Source organism: Sphingomonas radiodurans (assembly GCF_020866845.1).
In the GTDB taxonomy this organism is placed as follows: Bacteria; Pseudomonadota; Alphaproteobacteria; order Sphingomonadales; family Sphingomonadaceae; genus Sphingomonas; species Sphingomonas radiodurans.
In genome coordinates this window covers 142,898-162,142 of sequence record NZ_CP086594.1, presented here as the reverse complement: position 1 = coordinate 162,142, position 19,245 = coordinate 142,898, and the positions used below count along the sequence as shown (strand labels likewise).

Here is a 19,245-nt window from a genome sequence, read left to right as displayed (position 1 = left end):
GACGACCATGGTATCCAACCCCGCCATCGCGCTTCGCTTTCAGCGCACGGTGCTCCAGGAAAAGGCTGACCTGTCGCCGGCGGGTCATGCGGCCTTGTCGTTAGCGCCGCACCCGACGCGTTTTATCGAGGCGTTGGCAGAAGGCGATAACGCGCGCGATGCGGTTTACGCGCTGGCGCTGATGCTGCCGCATCGTCAGGCGGTGTGGTGGGCTTGCCTCGCGACTAGGCTGTTGCCGGACAGCGACGAATCGTCGGACGATCGAGTCGCGATCGAAGCAGCGGAGCGCTGGGTGCAAAGCGGATCCCCCGAGGATGCCGAGCAGGCCGGCGTCGTGGCGGAGCGGAGCAACTCGGCGCGAGCTCCCGGCTGGGCGGCGATGGCGGCGTTCTGGTCCGGACCGTCGCTCGCGCCGCGTGGACAGCAGGCGGTTGCACCGCCGGCGCATCTTCCCGGCGTCGCGGTGCGCACGGCGATGATCCTGCTGACGCATGATCCGCTGTTCGCTGGCCGCGCGTCGTTCGCAGACTGGCTCGAGATCGGGCTGGCGCTGATGAACGGTGGCAACGGGCGCGACGCGCAGACCAAGCTCCGCGAGCGATTCGCGGCGGCCTGAGACGATGTGGACGTTGTTGCTGTCACGTACGGGCGATCCCCCCGGCACCTTTTTCGATCGTCGCCATCTCGATAGCGGTGAGATCAAGGTCGGCCGCAGCGCAGTGATGTGCGACATCGTGCTGCCCGACGACGAGGGTGTCGTCTCGCGGACGCACTGCACGATCCTGGCGGCGGGATTGGAATTGTTCGTGCTCGATCAAAGCTCGAATGGTGTTGCGCTCAACGATCCGGTTTCGCGGATTGCGCCACACACTCCGGTGCCGGTGCGATCGAACGACCGGCTGATCATCGGCAGTTTCGTCATCACGATCGCAACCGAAGCGATGGGCGCCGGGATCGCGCTCGTGCCGCCGCCACCGCCGCCGCTGCCCGGCATGGCGGCGCAACCGCGCGGGCAGGATGCGTGGTTCGATGCGCCAGTCGATGCGATGTGGGACGATGGGCCGCAGGGTGCGGCGATGCACGATTTCCTGGGCGGCGCGATCCACGACATGCTGGCGCCGGCGGGCGGGGCGATCGGACCGCCGCGCACGGGCGATTTCGGCGTCGGAGACCTGCTGGGACAGGCGTTCTCGCGGCCGATCCTCGCCGATCCGCTGCCGCCGCCGGTCGACTTCGGCATTCCCGAGGATTGGGCCGGTGGAGGAGGGATCGGGCCTGATCCGTTCGCTGCGCAGCCGTCGCCCGTGCGCGATCCGTTCGGCGACATGCCACCGCCGCGCGCCGAGCTCGATGATCCATTTGGCGACATGCCGCAACGGCGCGCGCCACTGGTCGATCCGTTTGCCGATATGTCGCCGTCGAGCGTCCCATTTGACGACCCTTTTGGCAATCTGCCGGCGCCGCCAAAGCAACTCGAGGATCCGTTCGGTGACACGCCTTCCGCGCCTTCGGGCGGGCGCCTTGCCGATCCGTTCGACTTCGCGCCGGCCGCATCCACTGCAGCGCCGAGCGGGAGTTTCGATACGTTCGATGCGCCGCCACCACCACCGCCGCCTCCGGCACCACCCGCCGCGGCCCCTGCGGCGCAAATCAACGGCGATGCGTGGGCAGCGTTCTACGAAGGCGCCGGGTTGACCGCGGAGGAGTTGCGACTCGCGCCCGATGCGATGCGGCGGCTCGGCATCATGTATCGCCAGGTCGTGCTGGGTCTTTCCGACATTCTGCAGGATCGCGCGGCGTTCAAGGATGAGTTCCGCGTCGAGCGCACGCAGATCAGCATCGGCCGCAACAATCCGCTGAAGCATCTGCCGCCGCTGGACGCCGCCAAAGTGCTGATGGGCGATCCGTTGCCCGGATTCATGAACAGCGAGGATGCGATCCGCACCGCGTTCGAGGATGCCAAGAAGCACCAGCTCGCTATGCTGGCGGGCGTGCAACGCGCACTGACCGCGGTGTTCGACCGCTTGTCACCGCCCGAGATCGAGAAGATGATCGAGAAGGCGACAAGCCAGAAGAAGGGCTTATCGTTCAGGCGTGGCGTCGATCGGTGGAGCGTGTATCTAACCGTATTTGAGGCGCTGCGGCGCGATGCGACGTCTAACGCGAATGGGGTGATGAGCGTGGCGTTCCGAGAAGGATATGAGGATTTCTTGAAATCCGCGCGCTGACGCGGGGGCAGCATGAGGGGGGAATGACGGGGTGACGTGGGAGAACAAGCCTGTCTGGTCGGAAGGCATGTTCCTGCGACCGCAGCACTTCCAGCAATTCGATCGCTACGTCGGTGCGAAGCTGGAAGGGCGCGTCAAGCCGCTCGTCAGCCATGGCTATGGCCTTTCCGAAGTGCAGCTAGGGCAGGGGCAGTTGCAGACCGGCAAGCTCGTAATCACGCGATGCGCGGGCGTGTTCGAGGACGGCACGCCGTTTCGCGTGCCCGAGGAGGTGGTCGCGCCGCTGCCGCTCGAAGTGACGCGCGATATGCGCGATGCGGTGATCCATCTGTGCATTCCGGAGGCGCGGGCGGGGGCGGCGGAGGTTGCGCTGGATGCCAGCGCGCGCGCCGACACGCGTTACATCGCCGAGGAGTTCGAGGCGCCCGATGCGGTCTATGGTTCGCCGTCACGCACCGCGATCAACGTCGGGCGGCTGCAACTGTCGCTGCGCGCGGCGAGCGAGGGGCTGGAGGGCTATACCACGCTGCCGATCGCGCGGGTTATCGAGCGGCGGGCGGATGATTCGATCATGCTTGATGCCGGCTTCATCCCCTGTTCGCTGACCACTGCGTCGAGCCCGGTGATCAGCGCCTTCCTCTCCGAGCTGCACGGCATGCTTCACCAGCGCGGCGAGGCGATCGCCGGGCGGCTCGGCACGCCGGGGGCGAAGGCGGTGGCGGACATCACCGACTTTCTGATGCTGATGTCGGTCAATCGTGCGGAAGCGTCGATCCAGCATCTGCTCGCCATGCCGACGATCCACCCGGCTGACCTGTACGGCGTTCTGAGCGAGCTGGCGGCCGAGCTGTCGACGTTCGCCAGCAGCACGAACCGGCCGACGCAGATGCCGCTCTATTCGCACCGCGACCAGCGGCTGTGCTTCGACGCGGTGATGGACGATTTGCGCCGCTCGCTGAGCAAGGTGTTCGAGCAGGCCGCGGTCGCGATCCCGCTGGAAAAGCGCGCGTACGGAATTTCGGTCGGCCAGATCAAGGACCACACACTCTTCACCACCGCGCAGTTCGTGCTCGCAGTGCGCGCGGCTGCGGATACCGAGCAGTTGCGTGCGAACATGCCGCGGCGGACCAAGATCGGTTCGGTCGAGCATATTCGTGATCTCGTGATGCGGCAGCTGCCGGGGGCCGATCTGCACCCGATGCCGGCCGAGCCGCGGCAGATCCCGTTCCGCGCCAACACTGTGTATTTCGCGATCAACAGCCGGCACGAGCAGTGGCAGACGGTGCGCACCTCGGGCGCGGTGGCGTTGCACGTCGCGGGTGAGATTCCCGATCTCGAACTCGAGATGTGGGCGATCAGGGGGCAGCAGGCATGAGCGGGGGTTCCGACGACGCCGACAAGACGGTCTTCATGCCGGCGGGCCGCCAACCGGGGGCGTTGCCGCCGGTGCCGGGGTTCGGCCAGCAGCAGCAGCCTCCGCCGTCGCCGCCTGCCGCACCCGGTGGATACGTGCCGCCGCAGCCGCAGCCGATCGGCACGCGACCTGCGCCACCGCCGCCGCCTGGTGTCGGCGCACCGGTTCGGATCGATTTCGCCGCGGCGGAGCCGGATCTCTACGGCCCGGAACCGCTGGTCGCCGCAGCTGGCCGACTGATCCACCTCGCCAGCCAGATCCGTACGATGCCGATCGGCCCCGATCTGGGCGCGCTGCGCAGGCTCGTGACGCAGGAGCTAGAGGCTTTTTCAGGTCGCGCCCGAACGCTTGGGCTCGAGCAGAAATCGGTGCAGCTGGCGCATTACATCCTGTGCGCGTTCGTCGACGATGCGGTGATGTCGACGCCGTGGGGCGCCAACAGCCAATGGTCGCGCCAAAGCCTGTTGGCGGCCTATCACAACGACACGCAGGGCGGCGACCGGATGTTCCAGTTCGCCGAGCGGATGGAGCAGGATCCCAAGCGCGAGCCGCGGTTGATGGAATTGCTCTATCAATGCCTGGCGCTCGGCTTCGAGGGCCGCGCGGCGCTCGACCCGCGCGGTGAATCGCTGCTGCATCAGCGCCGTGCGCGGCTGGCGCAGGCGATCACCAACCAGCGCGGGGCGCAGCCCGGCGACTTATCGCCGCAATGGCGCGGACAGACGGTGGCTTCGGGGCGCTATTCGCCGCGCGTGCCGCTGTGGGCAATCCTGGCGGGGCTGGCGGCGGTTGGCCTCTTAATCTTCGCAGCCCTGCTGTTTCGCCTGTCGAGTTCGGCCGACACCGCGCTGGCGGGTTTGAATCGTGCAGTGGGCGGCGCGGAGATCGTCGCAGCACCGCCGCCCGCGGCGCAGAGCCAGACACCGACGTTCGACCGAATGCGCGAGATCCTGAAGCCGGACATCGACGCCGGGCGGCTGGACGTGGTGCGCGAGGCAAACGAGATCGTCGTGCGGCTCCACAACCAGGGCCTGTTCGGATCGGCGCAGGCCGATGCATCGAGCGGGTGGAGCGATACGTTCGGGCGGATCGCCGAAGCGGCCAATCTGACCAAGGGGCCGATACGCGTCGAGGGCCATACCGACGATCAAGCGATCCGATCGCTGACCTTCCCGTCGAACCAGGAACTCTCGGTGGCGCGTGCTCAGTCGGTCGCCGAGGCGGTGGATGCGGCGGGGCTTAGCGACACCGGGCGGCTGAGCACTGCCGGGTTCGGGGCAAATCGGCCGATCGGCGACAATAAGACCGAAGACGGGCGGCGCGAGAACCGCCGCGTCGAGCTGCGCGTCGCCAACGATATCGCCTGGCGCTGAGGGGAGCGGGACGATGAAAGCCTTGTTTCGCAACCGTTGGTTCTGGCGCGTGCTCGGCGCGCTGCTGGCCGGGCTCGTCTTGTGGTTCGTCGGGCCGCTGATCGCGATTGCCGGCTGGCGGCCGCTCGGCTGGTGGCCGGTGACGCTGTTCGTCGCGCTGCTGCCGATCATCGGCGTCGGCATCTTCTGGTGGTGGGCACGGCGCCGCGACCAGCGCGCCAATGCCGCCATGATGGACGCGCTGAAGCCCGAAGCGTCGGCGGCGGACCATGACGAGATCTCAGGCAAGCTGGGCGACGCGCTCGACATGCTCAAATCGGCCAAGCTGGGCGCGCGCGGCAGCTATGCCTATCAGCTGCCATGGTATGCGATCATCGGCCCGTCGGGGGCGGGCAAGACGACCGCACTGCTCAATTCGGGGCTCAATTTTCCGACCGCGGTTGCAGGCGAATATCGCTCGCTGCGTGGCCAGCCGAACACGCCCAATTGCGACTGGTGGTTTACCGACGAGGCGGTGCTGATCGATACTGCGGGCCGCTATGTGACGCAGGACGTGACGCCGCAGGACGGCGAGGGCTGGAAGAGCTTCCTCGAACTGCTGAAAAAATATCGTCCGCTCCAGCCGCTGAACGGCGTGATCGTCGCGATCCCGGCGCCAGACTTTGCCGACGCGGCCAAGATGTCCGGCCATGCGAACAACATCCGCGCGCGGCTTGCTGAACTCCAAGGGACGCTGGGACAGGATCTGCCGGTCTATGTGCTGGTGACGAAGGCCGATCTGCTCGCGGGCTTCCGCGAATATTTCGGGCGCAGCACCGATGCCGAATCGGATCAGGTGTTCGGCTCGACTGCGCCCGGTACGGGGTCGGATAACGATGCCGTCCTGAAGGGTTTCGACGACCTCGTCGCGAGCATCTCGTCGCGCGTCGTCGATCGCATGCAGACCGAGGGGCAATTGCCGCTGCGCGGGCAGATCGCTGCTTTCCCGGCGCAGCTCGCCTCGCTGCGCGCGCCGCTGGCGACGTTGCTTGCCGCGCTCGGGCAGAAGAGTCGCTTCGATCAGCCTGCGCGGGTGCGCGGCGTCTATCTTGCGTCGGGCACGCAGACCGGCAATCCGGTCGATCGCATCCTGATGAGCGTCGGCGGCCAGGCAACCGCCTCGGCGCATGCCGTGGGGCAGGGACGCAGCTATTTCCTGCGGCGGTTCTTCTCCGATCTCATCATCCCCGAGCAGGGCATGGCGGGGCGCAACGCCTTGAGCGAGAAGCGCGCGCAGCAGCGTTATGTCGCGTCGATCGTGGCTGCGGCGGCGGCGCTGGTGGTCGCGGTCGGTGTTTGGACCTGGGGCTATTTCCGCAACAGCGCGCTGATTGACCGGGTTTACACGACGACCTCGGCCTATGCGCAGGCTGCGGGTGAATCGCGCGGTGGCAGCGCGAGCGTCGAGCAGGACCTGGCGGCGCTGGGCGTGCTAGGCACCGCGACCGACGAGATGGCGGCGGCTGGCGATTTCGCGCTCGGGCTGGGCCAGGGTGGGCGGCTCGAGGGTGAGTTGCGCGGCATCTATGGGCGCGATTTGCAACGTCGGCTCGTGCCCGTGCTCGTCGGCCTAGCCGAGGAGCGGATGGCGGCGGATACGAACGCACCGTCCGCACTCTATGACGATCTCAAGTCCTATCTGATCCTCGGCGGGCGTGGGCCGAGCATGAGCGAGCAATTGCTTGCCTGGGTGCAGCCCGCGTGGATCGCGCGCGGTGGTGCCAATGCCGAAACCGAGGCAGGCGATCTCGCCAAGCATACTGCGGCGCTGTTCCCCGATGCGTTCAAGCCGGTCGGGATCGATGACCAGCGCGTCGAGGCGGCGCGCGCGGTGCTGCGCGTGCAGCCAGCGGCGGTGCGCGTCTATGGCCGGCTCAAGAGCGAAGCGCTGAAGGCGGAACAGCCGATGTGGAGCGCGCGTGAGAATGCCGGGCCGCGGCCGGAGCTGTTCTTCGCGGGCGGCGGCGCCTTTGCGCCGGGTGCTGGCGTGCCGGCGCTGTTCACGCGTACCGGCTATGACAAGATCTTCCTGCCGATCGTCGCGCGCGGACCGGAGCTGCTTGCCGAGGAAAACTGGGTCGTCGGCGATAATGGCGGCGCAAAGCTGACGCCGACGGAGATGGGGGCGCTCAAGCAGGATCTTGAGCGGCTGTATTTCGGCGAAGTGCTGCAGCGCTGGACCGATTATCTCGCCGCGGTCCAGCTCCGCCCGGCGAGCAACCTTGCCGAGAATGTCCAGCGCCTGCGCGATGGCGGCGGGCCGCTCTCACCGATCGCGCCGCTGATGCGCGCCATCGCCAAGGCGACCGACTTCACGCCGAACAAGGCGCTGCCCAAGCCGTCGGGCGCGCTTGCCGGCATGATGGGCGCGGCGGGGATGGGCCCCGATGCCGCTGGGCCGCGCGCGAATGTCGCCAACGCCTTCCTGCCGCTGCGCATGTTCGTCGGCGATGGGAAGTCGCCGGCGCCGGTCGATGCGATGCTCCAGTCGATGACTGCGCTGGCCGACAAGCTCAACACGATTGCAGTGCTGCCGGGCGGCGGCGGCGAGAGCGGGTCGATGCAGAGCACCGAGGCCAAGGCGCTGATCATGCAGCTCGACCAGAACGCCAACGCGATGCCGGCGCCTGCGCAAGCGGTCGCTAAGGGTGTGGCGAGCGATGCCAGCGTCGCACTCGGTGGCGCACGGCTGGCGCAAATGGAGGGCGCTTTGAACGCGAGCTTCGGCGATCAATGCGCGCAATCGCTTTCGCGCGCTTTCCCGATCGCGCCAGCCGCGACCGCGGACTTGCCGGTCGAGACCTTCACGCGCTTTTTCTCACCGCAGGGCCAGTTCGCGAGCTTCGTGTCGAAGGAGCTCGCGGGCTATGTCGATACGGTCGGGCCACAATGGCAGGCGAAGGAGAATGCGGGCGAGATCGGGCTGACCGAGTCCAATGTGCGGGCGCTGCAAGCCGCAAATCTGGTGACGCGCACCTTCTTCGCCGCTGATCCTAACGGGGCGCGGCTGTCGTATCAGATAGAGCCGATCGCTTTGTCGGGTGCAACCTCGGTGACGTTGCAGGTCGATGGCCAAAAGCTGTCGTACGATGGGAAATCCCCGATCCCCGCGACGTTCGAGTGGCCGGGCGCGGGCGGCGCCTCCATCGAATTCGCAGGCGCCGGTGGGTCGGTCCCGATCACACGCGCCTGGACCGGGCCGTGGGCAGTTTTTCGCCTGATGAAGGTAAGCGCGATAAAGGCCGGTGCCTCGCCTGCGATCGGCGAGGGCAGCCTGACGCAGGCGGGCGCGCGGTTCGACTTTCGGGTGCGCACGTTCACCAGCGTCAATCCGTTCGTCGTCGATCCGTTCGTGAAGATCGCTTGCCCGTCGTCGCAAGTCGCAGCGGCGGCCGCATAATTGTTTCCAGTCGCCCCGAGCCTGTAACATCTAGGCAACATTCGCTGAATTAGCGCAATCTCCGTGCAATTTTCGATTGTCATGACGCAGGCGTTATGGCGTCTTCATGTTCCTGAGGGAGCATGGCGATCAGCGACACGACACCAGCCCAGCGAGCGACGGTACATTCCGCCAAGCCAGACACGGCTCGGAGCACGGAGGCCGAGCGCGTGTTGGTTCGAGTCGCTCTGCCGGCTGACGTTGCCGACCTCTCAGCCCTGATAGCTCGATCCGCATTGCACCTGAGCCGAGGCTATTATGACGAAGCGCAGGCGGCGGCTGCATCGGCCGAGGTGTTCGGGGTCGACACGCAACTGATCGCGGACGGAACCTATCTCGTCGCCGAGGAAGCGGGCGTGGCGGTCGGCTGCGGTGGATGGAGCCGGCGCGCGACGCTGTTCGGTGGCGATCAGTTCGCTGCGCGCGATGCAGCGCTGGTCGATCCGGCGACGGACGCCGCGCGGATCCGCGCGTTCTTCGTCGATCCGGCGCATGCGCGGCGGGGGATCGCGACGCTGCTGCTCCAAGCGTGCGAGCGCGCAGCGCGCGCTGCGGGTTTTTCGCGGCTTGCGCTGATGGCTACGCTGCCCGGCGTTCCTTTTTACCGCGCTCATGGCTTCGAGCCGGGCGATGCACTGGACCATCATGCCGGCGGCGTGACGATCCCTTTTCTTTCCATGACAAAAGAGCTGCACGACATCCCGAACGAGAGATGGACGGCAGCCGGGCAGGCGGAACGGGAGACTCGAACGACATAGCAATCTCAAGGGGGCTACATGTTCAATCTATCGACCTCGCTTACCGCAATCGCGGCAGTGCTCGCGGCCGCGCCCGCCTATGCCGGCACCACAGCGGCCGATCCCGCCGCCGTCGAGCCCGCTACTCCGGCCCTACAGGAAAGCGTCGATTCAGCGACGACCGACGCACCCTCCGACGAGATCATTGTTCTCGGTACCCGCCGAACCGATCGAACAGCCACAGACTCGGCGTCACCAGTCGATGTCATCAGCTCTGCCGAGCTGGTGGCGCAACCCGCCTCCGACATGATGGACGTCGTCAAGAACCTCGTCCCGTCCTTCTACGTCGGGCAGAATACGATCTCGGACGCTTCCACCTTTGTTCGCTCGCCGTCGCTACGTGGGCTTTCGGGCGATCAAGTGCTCGTGATGATCAACGGCAAGCGGTACAACCGTTCGGCGCTGGTGCAGGTGTATGGCGGCAGCGACACTGGGCTTGGTCGCGGTGCGCAAGGGCCGGACATTTCGGCCATTCCCACGCTCGCGGTGTCGAACCTGCAAGTGCTCCGCGAGGGCGCGACCGCGCAATATGGCTCGGACGCGATCGCCGGCGTGATCAACTACGGGATGCGCGAGGATGCCGGGGTCGAGATCATCGGGCGCGCCGGGCAATTTTACGAGGGTGATGGTGAAAGCTATCAGATCGCGGCCAATGCCGGTGTCCGCTTCGACGGTGGCTTCATCAACGTTACCGGCGAATATACCGACGACGGGCAGACGAGCCGCGGCGTCACGCGGCCCGCGGCGGCCAATTTCGCCAGCAACTTCCCGGGGCTGGCGTCGCAACTTCCCAACTTCCCCGGCCCGGTGCAGATTTGGGGTAGTTCGCCGTCGAACGCCTACAAGTTCTTGGTGAACGCCGCGCTGGAGGTGACCGACGACAGCAAGCTCTATTTCTTCGTCAACTATGCCGAGGGTGAGGGCAACCAGAGCTTCAACTATCGCAATCCGGTCACCAGCACTGCAGTGGATTCTAATGGTGTCGTGCGGACGCAGGGCGCCAACGGCGCGTTCAACAACACATTCTATCTGACGCCATGCCCGGCGGGGAATGCGACCTGCCCGGCGGGCGGGTTCGTGCAGGACACCAACACGTTCCGTTTCAACCAGCTGTATCCGGCCGGATTCACGCCGCGGTTCGTTGGCAAGAAAGAGCAAATGTACGGCGTGCTGGGGTACAAGGGCACGTCCGGCCAGTTCACCTACGATGTGTCGGGTACGCTGGCCCGCAACAAGCTGACGCTATCGATGTACGATTCGGCGAATTTTTCGTTCGGCCCCTTAACGCAGACCAGCTTCGAGTTTGGTGACCTGATCCAAGAGGAGATGAACTTCAACGGTGACTTCACTTATGCCGCCGAGGTGGGGCTGGCGAGCCCGCTGACCATCGCGGCCGGGGCCGAGTTCCGCAAGGAGACGTACGAGCAGACCGCGGGCGATGCGCAATCCTATGGCGCGGGGCCCTACGCGGTCGCGCAGCGACTGTACGTCCAGACCTCACCGGGCTCGTATACCTTCGCGGGGACAACGGCAGCACAGGGCGTCGGCGCAAGCGGTTATGCGGGAACCAGTCCGCAGACCGCGGGCAGCTTCAGTCAGGAAAACTTTGCGATCTATGTGGGGCTGGAGACGGATCTTACCGAAGCACTCTCGGTCGGTGCGGCAGGGCGCTACGAACACTACAACACGTTCGGCGACGCTTGGGTGGGCAAGGTAAACGCGCTTTACAAGTTCGCTGATGCCTTCTCCATCCGCGGCACGTTCGGCACTGGCTTCCATGCGCCATCGCCGGGCCAGTCGAACGTGTCGATCGTGACGACCTCGTTCAACAACGGCGTTGCCTTCCAGAGCGGTACTTATCCGACCAACGATCCGGTCGCGCAATTCTACGGCGCGACGACGCTGGGGCCGGAAAAGTCCACCAACTATGGCATCGGCTTCATCCTCGAGCCGGTCAGCGCGATGACACTTACGGTGGACGGCTATCGGATCGACCTGCGCGATCGGATCGGCCTGACCCAGCCGTTCATCGTGACGGCGGCGGCGTTGGCCGCGCAACCGGCGTTGCTGCCGGTCGGCGTTGGTGGACAAGTGCAGTATTTCACCAACGGCTTCAACACGCGCACCCAAGGCATCGACGTGGTGGGGACGTACCGCACCGTGTTCGACGAGGCTTCACTGAACTTCACGCTCGCCTACAATTACAACGATACCGAAATCCGCAGCTTTAACCCGCTCGTCATCAGCAGTGCGCAGATCGTCGACGGTGAGAACCTGGCGCCGAAGCATCGTGCGGTATTTACGACGAGTTGGGCGCTCGGCGGTCTCAGTGCCAATGCGCGCGTGAACTATTACAGTTCCTGGACTAGTGCGCAGGATTACGGCCAGACGAACGGCGTCGCCCACCAGCGCTTCGGCGCAAAGGGCACGCTGGATCTCGACATCAGCTACACCTTTGCCGAGCATTTCACGCTTACGGTCGGCGCGCAAAACTTCACGGACGAGCGCCCGGACAAGCTCGCTCCGACCAGCACGGTGCAGATCTACCCGATCACCGGCGGCACCGCGGATGGTCAGGTCTATCCGCGCAACGGCGGGCCGTTCGGGTTCAACGGCGGCTTCTATTACACGCGGCTGCGCATCAAATATTGATCGCGGAAGGGCGAGGGGGCGGTGCGATTCCGCCCCCTTTCTACTGGCGTTTAAAAAAGCGTCATCTGCGTCGATCCGCCCTTCGTCGGTCTAAGTGGGGCGGGCAGATTGCCTTGGAAGCCGCGACCGTTGGTCAGCGTTCGCTCGAACGCCATGACCCGGCGCTGGATCGTCCAGAGCTTCATATTTGCCTCGACCCAGAGGCCGGGGACGTAGATCTGCAAGATGTCGTGCGAGGCGAACGCGATCGACATCTGGGGTGAGCCGAGATCTTTTTCCGGCACGTTCTTGCCGAGGCCATACCAGACGCTGAGGTCGGTGGTCGTCGTGATCGACGCGTACAGCGCACAGTCACCACCCCAGCCGCGATGGATGGCGAAGGCCGAGCGCGCCCCTTCCGACAGATCGGGCGCTTCGGTCGCCCAGGCGACCTGATTGAAATCATAGTATGTCGACCACCACGGGCTCAGGAACGCCTGCTCCGGCCGCGTCTCGGTGACTGCACCGGTCTTCGGATCGGTCAAAAACGCGTGCGCGGCGCGATAGAGGCTGGTTTCGGCAGGGATGATCGCATCCGACGGATTGTCGATGCCGCGGGTGACCGCGGCTTTCACCGTCGGGTCAAGCATCAGCTTGCCGTTCGATGTCGTGTGATCGAGCGTCAGTCGCATCCCGAGCCTCCTGCTAAGCCACCATCATGCCACGCCAGTATCTCGATCATGCGACCATCAACCCTGCGCGGGCGAGTTGCGCCAGCGCGTCCTCGGCCGTGATCTGATCCCCGAACGCGGTCCCCGCCCAAGCTGCGGCGACCGCCGCGTGATCGCGTGTGCCGTCGAGTAGTGACAGGAATGCGCGCGGGCCCGGCTCCGAAAAGGCGACGATCCGCTGATCGAGTGTGTAGAGGTTGGTAAGGCCGAGGTTGACCTGCGCGAGCGCGACTGCGCTCGCCCGCGGACGATCTCCGGGCCTGACCGCGCCTGGAAACGGTATCGCATGGAATTGAATCGCGTCGATCCGATAGAGTTCGAGCAACGCTGCTGCGCGTTCTGGCGATTGCGCGAACGGCGCGAGTGGCAGCCGCTCGGGCGCGTTTGCCGCAAGCGCGCCGAGGAAATCCGCTAGCGGCGCATCATCGATCTCGAAATTGCTGTCGCCGACCTTGAAGCTCGTCTCGCCAGTGCGCTTCGCATGGGTCGTGGCGTAGAGCGTCGCGAGCACGGCGGGATCGAAGCGTCGCGACGGCGCACGACCGGCGCGGACGAACAGCGTCTGATGAAAGAAAGCGAACGCCTCATAGTCGCTCGTCTGTGCGAGCCTGACGGTCTCGGCATCGTCGACGTCGCTGCCGGGCAAGCCATCGAACACCATCGACGATACGGCATCGTTGAGGAAGGCCAAGCCGTGCTCATTGGCGGCCGCGACGACCTCCGCCAGCGACTGCGGCGCGAAGCAATCGCCCAGTTCATCGTGAAAGAGCGAGCCGGCAGTCTTGCGCGCCATCGGCCCAGCCACCTCGCGCATCGCCGCGAGGAGCGGGCGATCGTACTCCTGTGGCGCGGCGAAGCGCAGCAGCAGTTCACGTGCGCGCGTCACCCGATCGGCGGGATCTTCGACCCCGGCGAGGCCGTGGAGTAGCATGTCGCGAATCGCCATGCGCAAATGACCGCCAGGCATGGCGTTGTAGCTGACGAGGCCGACGCCTTCGGGCGACAGGACACGGCCCATCAGTCGCAACGCCGCCGCGCGAACTGGCTCAGGCACCCATGCATATAAGCCGTGCGCGATCACGTAATCGAACGGACCCTCCAGCTGTTCGGCGGCCTCCAACAAGTCTGTCGTCTCGATCGTGACGTTCGCCAAGTCCGCGGCGCGCACGAGGCTGGCACCGCGTGCCACCGCGCGAGGCGACAGGTCGAAGCTCATGAAGCGCGCATCGGGCAGCCCCGCCGCCATCGCGATGAGATTTACGCCGTCTCCGCCGGCAATCTCGAGCACGCGCGCAGTGTGCGGATCGGGCGCCGTCAGGCCGTGAAGCCGTGCGATCGCCGCCAGATGGCCGGGATGCGTCGTCGGATACAGGCCGGCCGGATACTCCACCGCATCGTAACGCGTCTCTCCGACCATCATCGTCTCCTTCGATCGGCGCCGGGGAGCCGCATGCGATGTTGCGAACTGGTGCCGCGTCGCTAGGAATACGGCAAGACGAATTTCACGGGGGTGGGGGACGGATGCCGCTGGTGCTGACGCCGCGTGCTGCGCGAGGGGGCGTAGTCCGCCTGCCGGGGGCGCTGCGGCGCGATAGCGGGACAATCTCGATCGGGCGCGATCCGGCGAGCGACCTGCCGCTCGATCATCCGCTCGCCTCGGGGCGGCATTGCACGGTCTCGGGCAGCGGGGCGCAATGGCAGCTGCACGACAGCAGCACCAACGGCACCCTGCTCAACGGCGAGCGCATCGTGGGTGCACGGACATTGCGCGAAGGCGACGTGATCGGGATCGCCGAGATTGAGTTGCACGTCTCGATCGCAATGGGCGCGGCCGCTCCTGACGCAGCCAAGCGGCTCGACGACTGGGGCCGGGGGCCGGCGGCACCCGCCGCGCGACCGCAGCCGACTGCGGCGCCAGCGATGGCGAGCGCCGGCGACGCGCTCACCCGCTCCGCGATCGAGGGGATCGCTTCGCTCAGCCGCGCGCGGCGCAAGGCGCGCGAGCAACTAGGCGTGCCGGTCGCGAGTGAGGATGCTGATCCGCTTGGCGCACCCGGTGATGTGCTCGCCCGGCTACAGCGCATGCCACCGGCCAGCGCGACCGGCGCAGTGACCGCGGCGTGTGAAGCGCTCGCGGCGCATGAGCGCGCGTTGCTGGCGGCGATGCAGGGCACGTTTCGTCGCGCGATGGATCATTTTGCGCCGGCAGCGATCAAGCAGCGCGCGAAAACGGACGCCGATGCGTGGAAGGCCTACGAGCGCGCCTTCGCTGCGTCGTCCGATGGCTTTACGGAGACGTTCGCACAGGAGCTTGCGAAGGCGTATCGTGAGGCGGCCGATCGGTAACCCTCGTTCCGCACGTACGAGGGAAGCACGAGAAATCAGTCCGGCGTGTCATCGACGAATCGATACCACGACATCTCCGCCTGCCAGCCATTCGCCTCGGCGGCGGCGCGAAACTTGGCGGGATCGCCAGTCACCGGAAGTTCCTGGACGAAGCCGCCCTTGCCGGTCAGCAGCAGCATCCCGGCCCAGCCGGGCTGCGGCGTACCGTCGATGGTGATGCGGTAATGGTCGGTGCCGGGCAGCTTTTCGATTTCCTTGCGGTTCGCCGCGATCAGCTGGTTGAATGCCGCGCGGTCAAAGATCTGGTTCACCTCGCCGGCCTTTTCGATGCTGTAGAGCGCGAACTCACCGACATTGCCCAGCGACAGATCGAGGATCACGCGCGCACCCTTTTGCCCGGCATAGGCGCCGTCGGGCAGCGAGGCGAGTTCGTAACGTGGCTGCGAGGCGGTCAGGTGAACCGGCCCGGCTGCGCGGATCGGACGCAGATTGTCCAGCATCGGACAGAAGGACGCGTCGATCGGTGCGACACGTGAGAAATCGGATGCCGTTACGCTGGTTCCGGCGCCGCCGGCCGCCTTGTAGATCGCGGTTTCGGCGTCCGCCGGGCGGCCAGCGACCCCGCTGCCGGTCAGCGTGACGCCGCCGGTCGCGGCGGCGGTCGCGACATCGAGCCAGCTGCATGGCACCGCTTTTATCGCCGCGAGGACGGCTTGCTGCGCTTCATCGGCTGAGGCGGCCGAGACGGCCGGCGCCGTCGTGTTCCCGGCCGGTGTTGTGGGCGTCTCGTCGCCGCCGGAGAACGCCAGCCAGCCGATGCCGGCGAGCAACGCGATACCGGCCGCCGCGCCGCCACCGATCATCGCACCCTTCGGTAGCGGCTTTGCGGGCGCACCCGGCACGGGCGCGGCCTTGGGCGGCTTGACTGGCTTCGCCGCTTTGGCCACCTTCGCTGGCGACGCCACCACGCCAGCGGCGATCGGCGCAAGTTCGGCGAGTACCGCGTCCATCGTTTGCGGGCGTTCGGCCGGATCGGGGCGCAGCATGTGATCGAGCAACGGCCGCAGCCGCTCGGGTGCGGCGCTGGTGTCGACGCCCTTGCGGCGCTTGTCGATCGCGTCGACGAACGATCCTCCGATGTCCGCCGCCTTGCCCTGCGCGAGCGCGAGGATCACCAGCGCAAGGCTGTAGATGTCGGTCCACGGCCCGATGTTGCGCCCGAAGTCACCGAGCTGCTCTGGGGCGACGTAGCTGAGTTTGCCCGCGAAACCGTCGCCGATGATGGTCTTCGATCCGGGATCGGCATCCTTGGCGATGCCGAAGTCGATGATCCGGGCGCGATCGAGTCGACCACCTTCGAACAGGATGTTGTCGGGCGAGATGTCGCGGTGGATCGCGCCCAGCTCGTGCGCGGTACGCAGGCCCTCGGCGAGCCGGCGGGTAAGGCCGATGAGGTCGTCCGCGCTCGGCTCAATCTTGCCGAGCACGTCGGCGGCGTTCGATCCCTCGATATAGTCGGTGACGATGTAGAACACGCCGAGCGTCGGCTCACGCGTCTGCACCCGATACTGGACGAGCGCGGGGTGCGAGAGGCGCGTCAGGACGCGCGCTTCCTTGCGGAACATGTCGAGAATCGCCGGATCCTGCGCCAGCGCGGGAAGGATCACCTTGATCGCGACGCGTTCGTCGCTGTTGATGTTCTTGCCTTCGAATACCTCTCCCATTCCGCCGCGCGCGATGAAGCGCGTGACTTCGTAGATGTGGTTCAGCGTATCGCCGACGCCGATGCCGGACTGGGTTCGGGTGGGGGCGGCTGGGGTGGTTCCGGGAGAGCTGACGGGCGGCGGCGTGGTGCCGGCGGGGGCAATGATGGTCGCGTCGGCGGCAGGAGGGGGCGGCGCGGAGGGCTGAGCCGCGGGTGCGATGATCGTGGCGTCAGTAGGCGGGGGGGCGACCGGCGGTGGCGACGAGCTGCCAATCCCCGGCTGGATGATCGTCCGGTCGCTTTCGTCGTTCACGACGCGGGTCCCGTGCCGCCGATGCGGATCAGCGTCGCTTCGGCGACCACCACTGCGATCATCGTGATATTGTCGGGTGCGCCGAGTTCATGGCAGCGACGGATCAGCACCGGACCGGCGCTCGCGATCGGTTCGCGCGCCAGGATGGCCTCCATCTCCGCCTCGCCAATCACGCCATAGAGACCGTCGCTGCACAGAAGCAGCAGATCGTCCGGCTGAAGCGAGTCCGCGACCGAGTCGACCGCAAGCGGCGACGTGACGCCGACAGCGCGGGTAAGAACGTTGCGCAGCGGATGGACCGCGGCACCGGCATCATCGAGCAGCCCGCGGTCGACCAGTTCCTGCACCTGGCTGTGATCGCGCGTCAGCCGATGCAGTCGCCGGTCGCGCACGAGATAGCCACGGCTGTCGCCGACCCAGACGATCCCGAACGATCGCCCGCGCACCACCAGCAGGACCGCCGTCGTACCCATCTGCGCGGACTTCGCGGCGGATTCGGCGAGGATTTGTTCGTTGGCATGGTGCAGTGCGTCGGCTGCTGCGGTCAGCATCGCTGGCAGGTCATCCTTCCGCTCGAGCGTGGAAACTGCGTCGATCACCTGCGTCGCGGCCCAGTCGCCGCGCGCCATGCCGCCCATGCCGTCGGCGACCAGCCACAGGCCGAGATCGTCGGAGGCGAGGAAGCGATCCTCGTTGACCTCGCGCACCGCCCCTACGTCGGTCGAGGCATACCACTCCGTCTTGAGCGGGATCACCAGCCATTCCCCCCTGTCGTTCGACCGTTCCTAGCCGCCAAAGCCGCCTTTCTGCAACGCCCCGCCGTTGCGCGCTGCTGCGGAGCGGTTCAAGGTGGCGGATGAGGGCAGCGTGGGGGGAAGCCATGGCCACCGCATTCGTCGATTCCTACGATCCGCGCGTCTGGGCGGCGCGGTGGCAACCTGCCGTCGCCCCCGTCGCCGCGCCGCTTCGCCAGCGATTGATCGCGATCGCGGCGGCTGGCGCGGTCCTGTTGGTGGGGGCGGGGACTGCGTGGCTGACGCGGTCCACTGAGGAAGAGGCGGTGGTGGCGGAGGCGAGCACCGCGCCGCAGGCAGCGCCGACGCCGAGTGCTCGCGAGGTTCGCCGTGTTCTCGTTCTTTCGCGCGCCAGCGATCTGGCCGAGTCGCTCACGACTGCTGGGCTCCCCGCTGATCTCGTAACGAAAGTGGTCGCGGCGGCGATGCCGGCGCTGCGGAGCGATGGTGAGATCCGAGCTGCGCTTACGTTGATCCCCGATGGCGAGGCGCTTGTGCTCGACCGCCTCGAAGCATCGAACAGTGACAGCTCAGGCGTCGTCATCCGCCGCCTTGCGTCCGGTGAGCTCGAGGTGTCGCGGGTGGAGGCGCAGATCAGTACGCGCATTCTGGTTCGGCGTGGCACGATGGACGGCGATAGCTTCTATTCGTCGGCGGTTGCGGTCGGCATCCCCAACAGCCTGATCCCGGTGTTCGCGAAAGCGCTGGCGTTCGACTTCAACTTCCAGACCGAAGTTAGCGCGGGCGATGCGTTCGAGGCGGCCTATGCGCAGCCGGTGAATGCCTCGGGCGAGGATGCGGGCGTGCCGCGATTGCTCTATGCCTCGCTGACCACCGCAGCGAAGTCGGCGACGGTCTATCGCGTGCCGGCCGAGGGCGGGGCGGAGGACGAGTGGTTCGATTCGAGCGGGCGCAGTATCGTCCGGTCGCTGATGCGCACGCCGGTAGACGGCGCGCGTGTCTCGTCGAAATTCGGGATGCGCTTTCACCCGGTGCTGCACTTCGCCAAGCTACACGGTGGGATCGACTTTGCCGCGCCGACCGGTACGCCGATCTACGCCGCGGGTACGGGGACGATCGAATTCGCTGGGCCGAAGGGAGCGAATGGCAATTTCGTCGCGCTGCACCACGATAATGGCTGGCGCACGCTATACCTGCACATGAACCGGTTCGGAGACGGCATCGCGAGCGGGGTACGTGTAACTCAGGGGCAGCAGATTGGTGAAGTCGGCACTACCGGGCGCTCGACAGGGCCGCATCTGCATTACGAGGTGCATATCGACGGGGTGAAGGTCGATCCGCTCTCGGTGCCGACCGATGCCTCAGGCAAGACGCTGCAGGGCGCGGCGCTGATTGCGTTCGAGAAAATCCGCGACCAGATCGACGTAAGCCGCGCCGGGCAGGGTGGGTGACAGCGTTACCCCGGCTCGCGGCC

Annotated in this window: 13 protein-coding genes; 9 read left to right on the top strand and 4 right to left on the bottom strand. The window is 66.5% G+C overall.

Going from position 1 to position 19,245, the window contains the following annotated elements; translation table 11 throughout:
* Positions 1-7 precede the first annotated feature (7 nt).
* The 7 genes from LLW23_RS00780 (at position 8) to LLW23_RS00750 (ending at position 11,942) form a co-directional block, all read left to right on the top strand.
* Positions 8-616 carry a DUF6931 family protein gene (locus LLW23_RS00780; RefSeq protein WP_228946898.1) on the top strand — a complete coding sequence of 203 codons (609 nt, stop codon included), beginning with the start codon at positions 8-10 and terminating at the stop codon, positions 614-616.
* Between the two features lie 16 nt (positions 617-632).
* The gene (gene tagH / locus LLW23_RS00775; RefSeq protein WP_228946897.1) at positions 633-2,228 is read left to right on the top strand and encodes a type VI secretion system-associated FHA domain protein TagH; all 1,596 of its coding nucleotides are present in this window, start codon (positions 633-635) and stop codon (positions 2,226-2,228) included.
* Positions 2,229-2,259: 31 nt separating this feature from the next.
* Positions 2,260-3,603, top strand: a complete 1,344-nt coding sequence (gene tssK / locus LLW23_RS00770) for a type VI secretion system baseplate subunit TssK (RefSeq protein ID WP_228946896.1) — start codon at positions 2,260-2,262, stop codon at positions 3,601-3,603.
* Positions 3,600-5,015 (top strand): type IVB secretion system protein IcmH/DotU, encoded by a 1,416-nt coding sequence (gene icmH, locus LLW23_RS00765; RefSeq protein ID WP_228946895.1) that lies wholly within the window; start codon positions 3,600-3,602, stop codon positions 5,013-5,015. The genes tssK and icmH overlap by 4 nt, the downstream gene beginning before the upstream one ends.
* 13 nt (positions 5,016-5,028) lie before the next feature.
* Positions 5,029-8,454, top strand: coding sequence for a type VI secretion system membrane subunit TssM (gene tssM / locus LLW23_RS00760; RefSeq protein WP_228946894.1), 3,426 nt, complete (start codon positions 5,029-5,031; stop codon positions 8,452-8,454).
* Positions 8,455-8,729: 275 nt separating this feature from the next.
* Positions 8,730-9,251, top strand: a complete 522-nt coding sequence (locus tag LLW23_RS00755) for a GNAT family N-acetyltransferase (RefSeq protein WP_228946893.1) — start codon at positions 8,730-8,732, stop codon at positions 9,249-9,251.
* 18 nt (positions 9,252-9,269) lie between these two features.
* A complete protein-coding gene (locus LLW23_RS00750) occupies positions 9,270-11,942 on the top strand; it encodes a TonB-dependent receptor plug domain-containing protein (protein ID WP_228946892.1) in 2,673 nt (890 codons plus the stop codon).
* A 50-nt stretch (positions 11,943-11,992) separates the two neighbouring features.
* On the opposite strand, the gene LLW23_RS00745 is transcribed toward LLW23_RS00750, so the two are convergent.
* Both LLW23_RS00745 and LLW23_RS00740 read right to left on the bottom strand, forming a co-directional pair.
* A complete protein-coding gene (locus LLW23_RS00745) occupies positions 11,993-12,613 on the bottom strand; it encodes a hypothetical protein (RefSeq protein WP_228946891.1) in 621 nt (206 codons plus the stop codon).
* 46 nt (positions 12,614-12,659) lie between these two features.
* The gene (locus LLW23_RS00740; protein WP_228946890.1) at positions 12,660-14,072 is read right to left on the bottom strand and encodes a class I SAM-dependent methyltransferase; all 1,413 of its coding nucleotides are present in this window, start codon (positions 14,070-14,072) and stop codon (positions 12,660-12,662) included.
* Between the two features lie 101 nt (positions 14,073-14,173).
* On the opposite strand from LLW23_RS00740, the gene LLW23_RS00735 reads away from it, so the two are divergent.
* Positions 14,174-14,998: an FHA domain-containing protein gene (locus tag LLW23_RS00735; RefSeq protein WP_228946889.1), complete on the top strand. Its 825-nt coding sequence runs from the start codon at positions 14,174-14,176 to the stop codon at positions 14,996-14,998.
* Positions 14,999-15,033: 35 nt separating this feature from the next.
* Here LLW23_RS00735 and LLW23_RS00730 read toward each other — a convergent pair whose 3' ends face one another.
* Together LLW23_RS00730 and LLW23_RS00725 are read right to left on the bottom strand one after the other, a co-directional pair.
* Complete coding sequence (locus LLW23_RS00730) at positions 15,034-17,016, bottom strand: serine/threonine-protein kinase (protein ID WP_228946888.1); 1,983 nt, start codon at positions 17,014-17,016, stop codon at positions 15,034-15,036.
* Positions 17,013-17,771: a PP2C family protein-serine/threonine phosphatase gene (locus tag LLW23_RS00725; RefSeq protein ID WP_228946887.1), complete on the bottom strand. Its 759-nt coding sequence runs from the start codon at positions 17,769-17,771 to the stop codon at positions 17,013-17,015. Before LLW23_RS00725 ends, LLW23_RS00730 begins: the two co-directional genes overlap by 4 nt.
* Before the next feature lie 125 nt (positions 17,772-17,896).
* On the opposite strand from LLW23_RS00725, the gene LLW23_RS00720 reads away from it, so the two are divergent.
* Positions 17,897-19,222: a M23 family metallopeptidase gene (locus tag LLW23_RS00720; protein WP_228946886.1), complete on the top strand. Its 1,326-nt coding sequence runs from the start codon at positions 17,897-17,899 to the stop codon at positions 19,220-19,222.
* Positions 19,223-19,245: the final 23 nt, after the last annotated feature.

Coding starts and splice junctions, on each gene's coding strand:
- LLW23_RS00720 (WP_228946886.1), top strand. CDS start 17,897: ATGGCCACCGCATTCGTCGATTCCTACGATCCGCGCGTCTGGGCGGCG.
- LLW23_RS00745 (WP_228946891.1), bottom strand. CDS start 12,613: ATGCGACTGACGCTCGATCACACGACATCGAACGGCAAGCTGATGCTT.
- tssM (WP_228946894.1), top strand. CDS start 5,029: ATGAAAGCCTTGTTTCGCAACCGTTGGTTCTGGCGCGTGCTCGGCGCG.
- LLW23_RS00740 (WP_228946890.1), bottom strand. CDS start 14,072: ATGATGGTCGGAGAGACGCGTTACGATGCGGTGGAGTATCCGGCCGGC.
- LLW23_RS00750 (WP_228946892.1), top strand. CDS start 9,270: ATGTTCAATCTATCGACCTCGCTTACCGCAATCGCGGCAGTGCTCGCG.
- icmH (WP_228946895.1), top strand. CDS start 3,600: ATGAGCGGGGGTTCCGACGACGCCGACAAGACGGTCTTCATGCCGGCG.
- LLW23_RS00735 (WP_228946889.1), top strand. CDS start 14,174: ATGCCGCTGGTGCTGACGCCGCGTGCTGCGCGAGGGGGCGTAGTCCGC.
- LLW23_RS00780 (WP_228946898.1), top strand. CDS start 8: ATGGTATCCAACCCCGCCATCGCGCTTCGCTTTCAGCGCACGGTGCTC.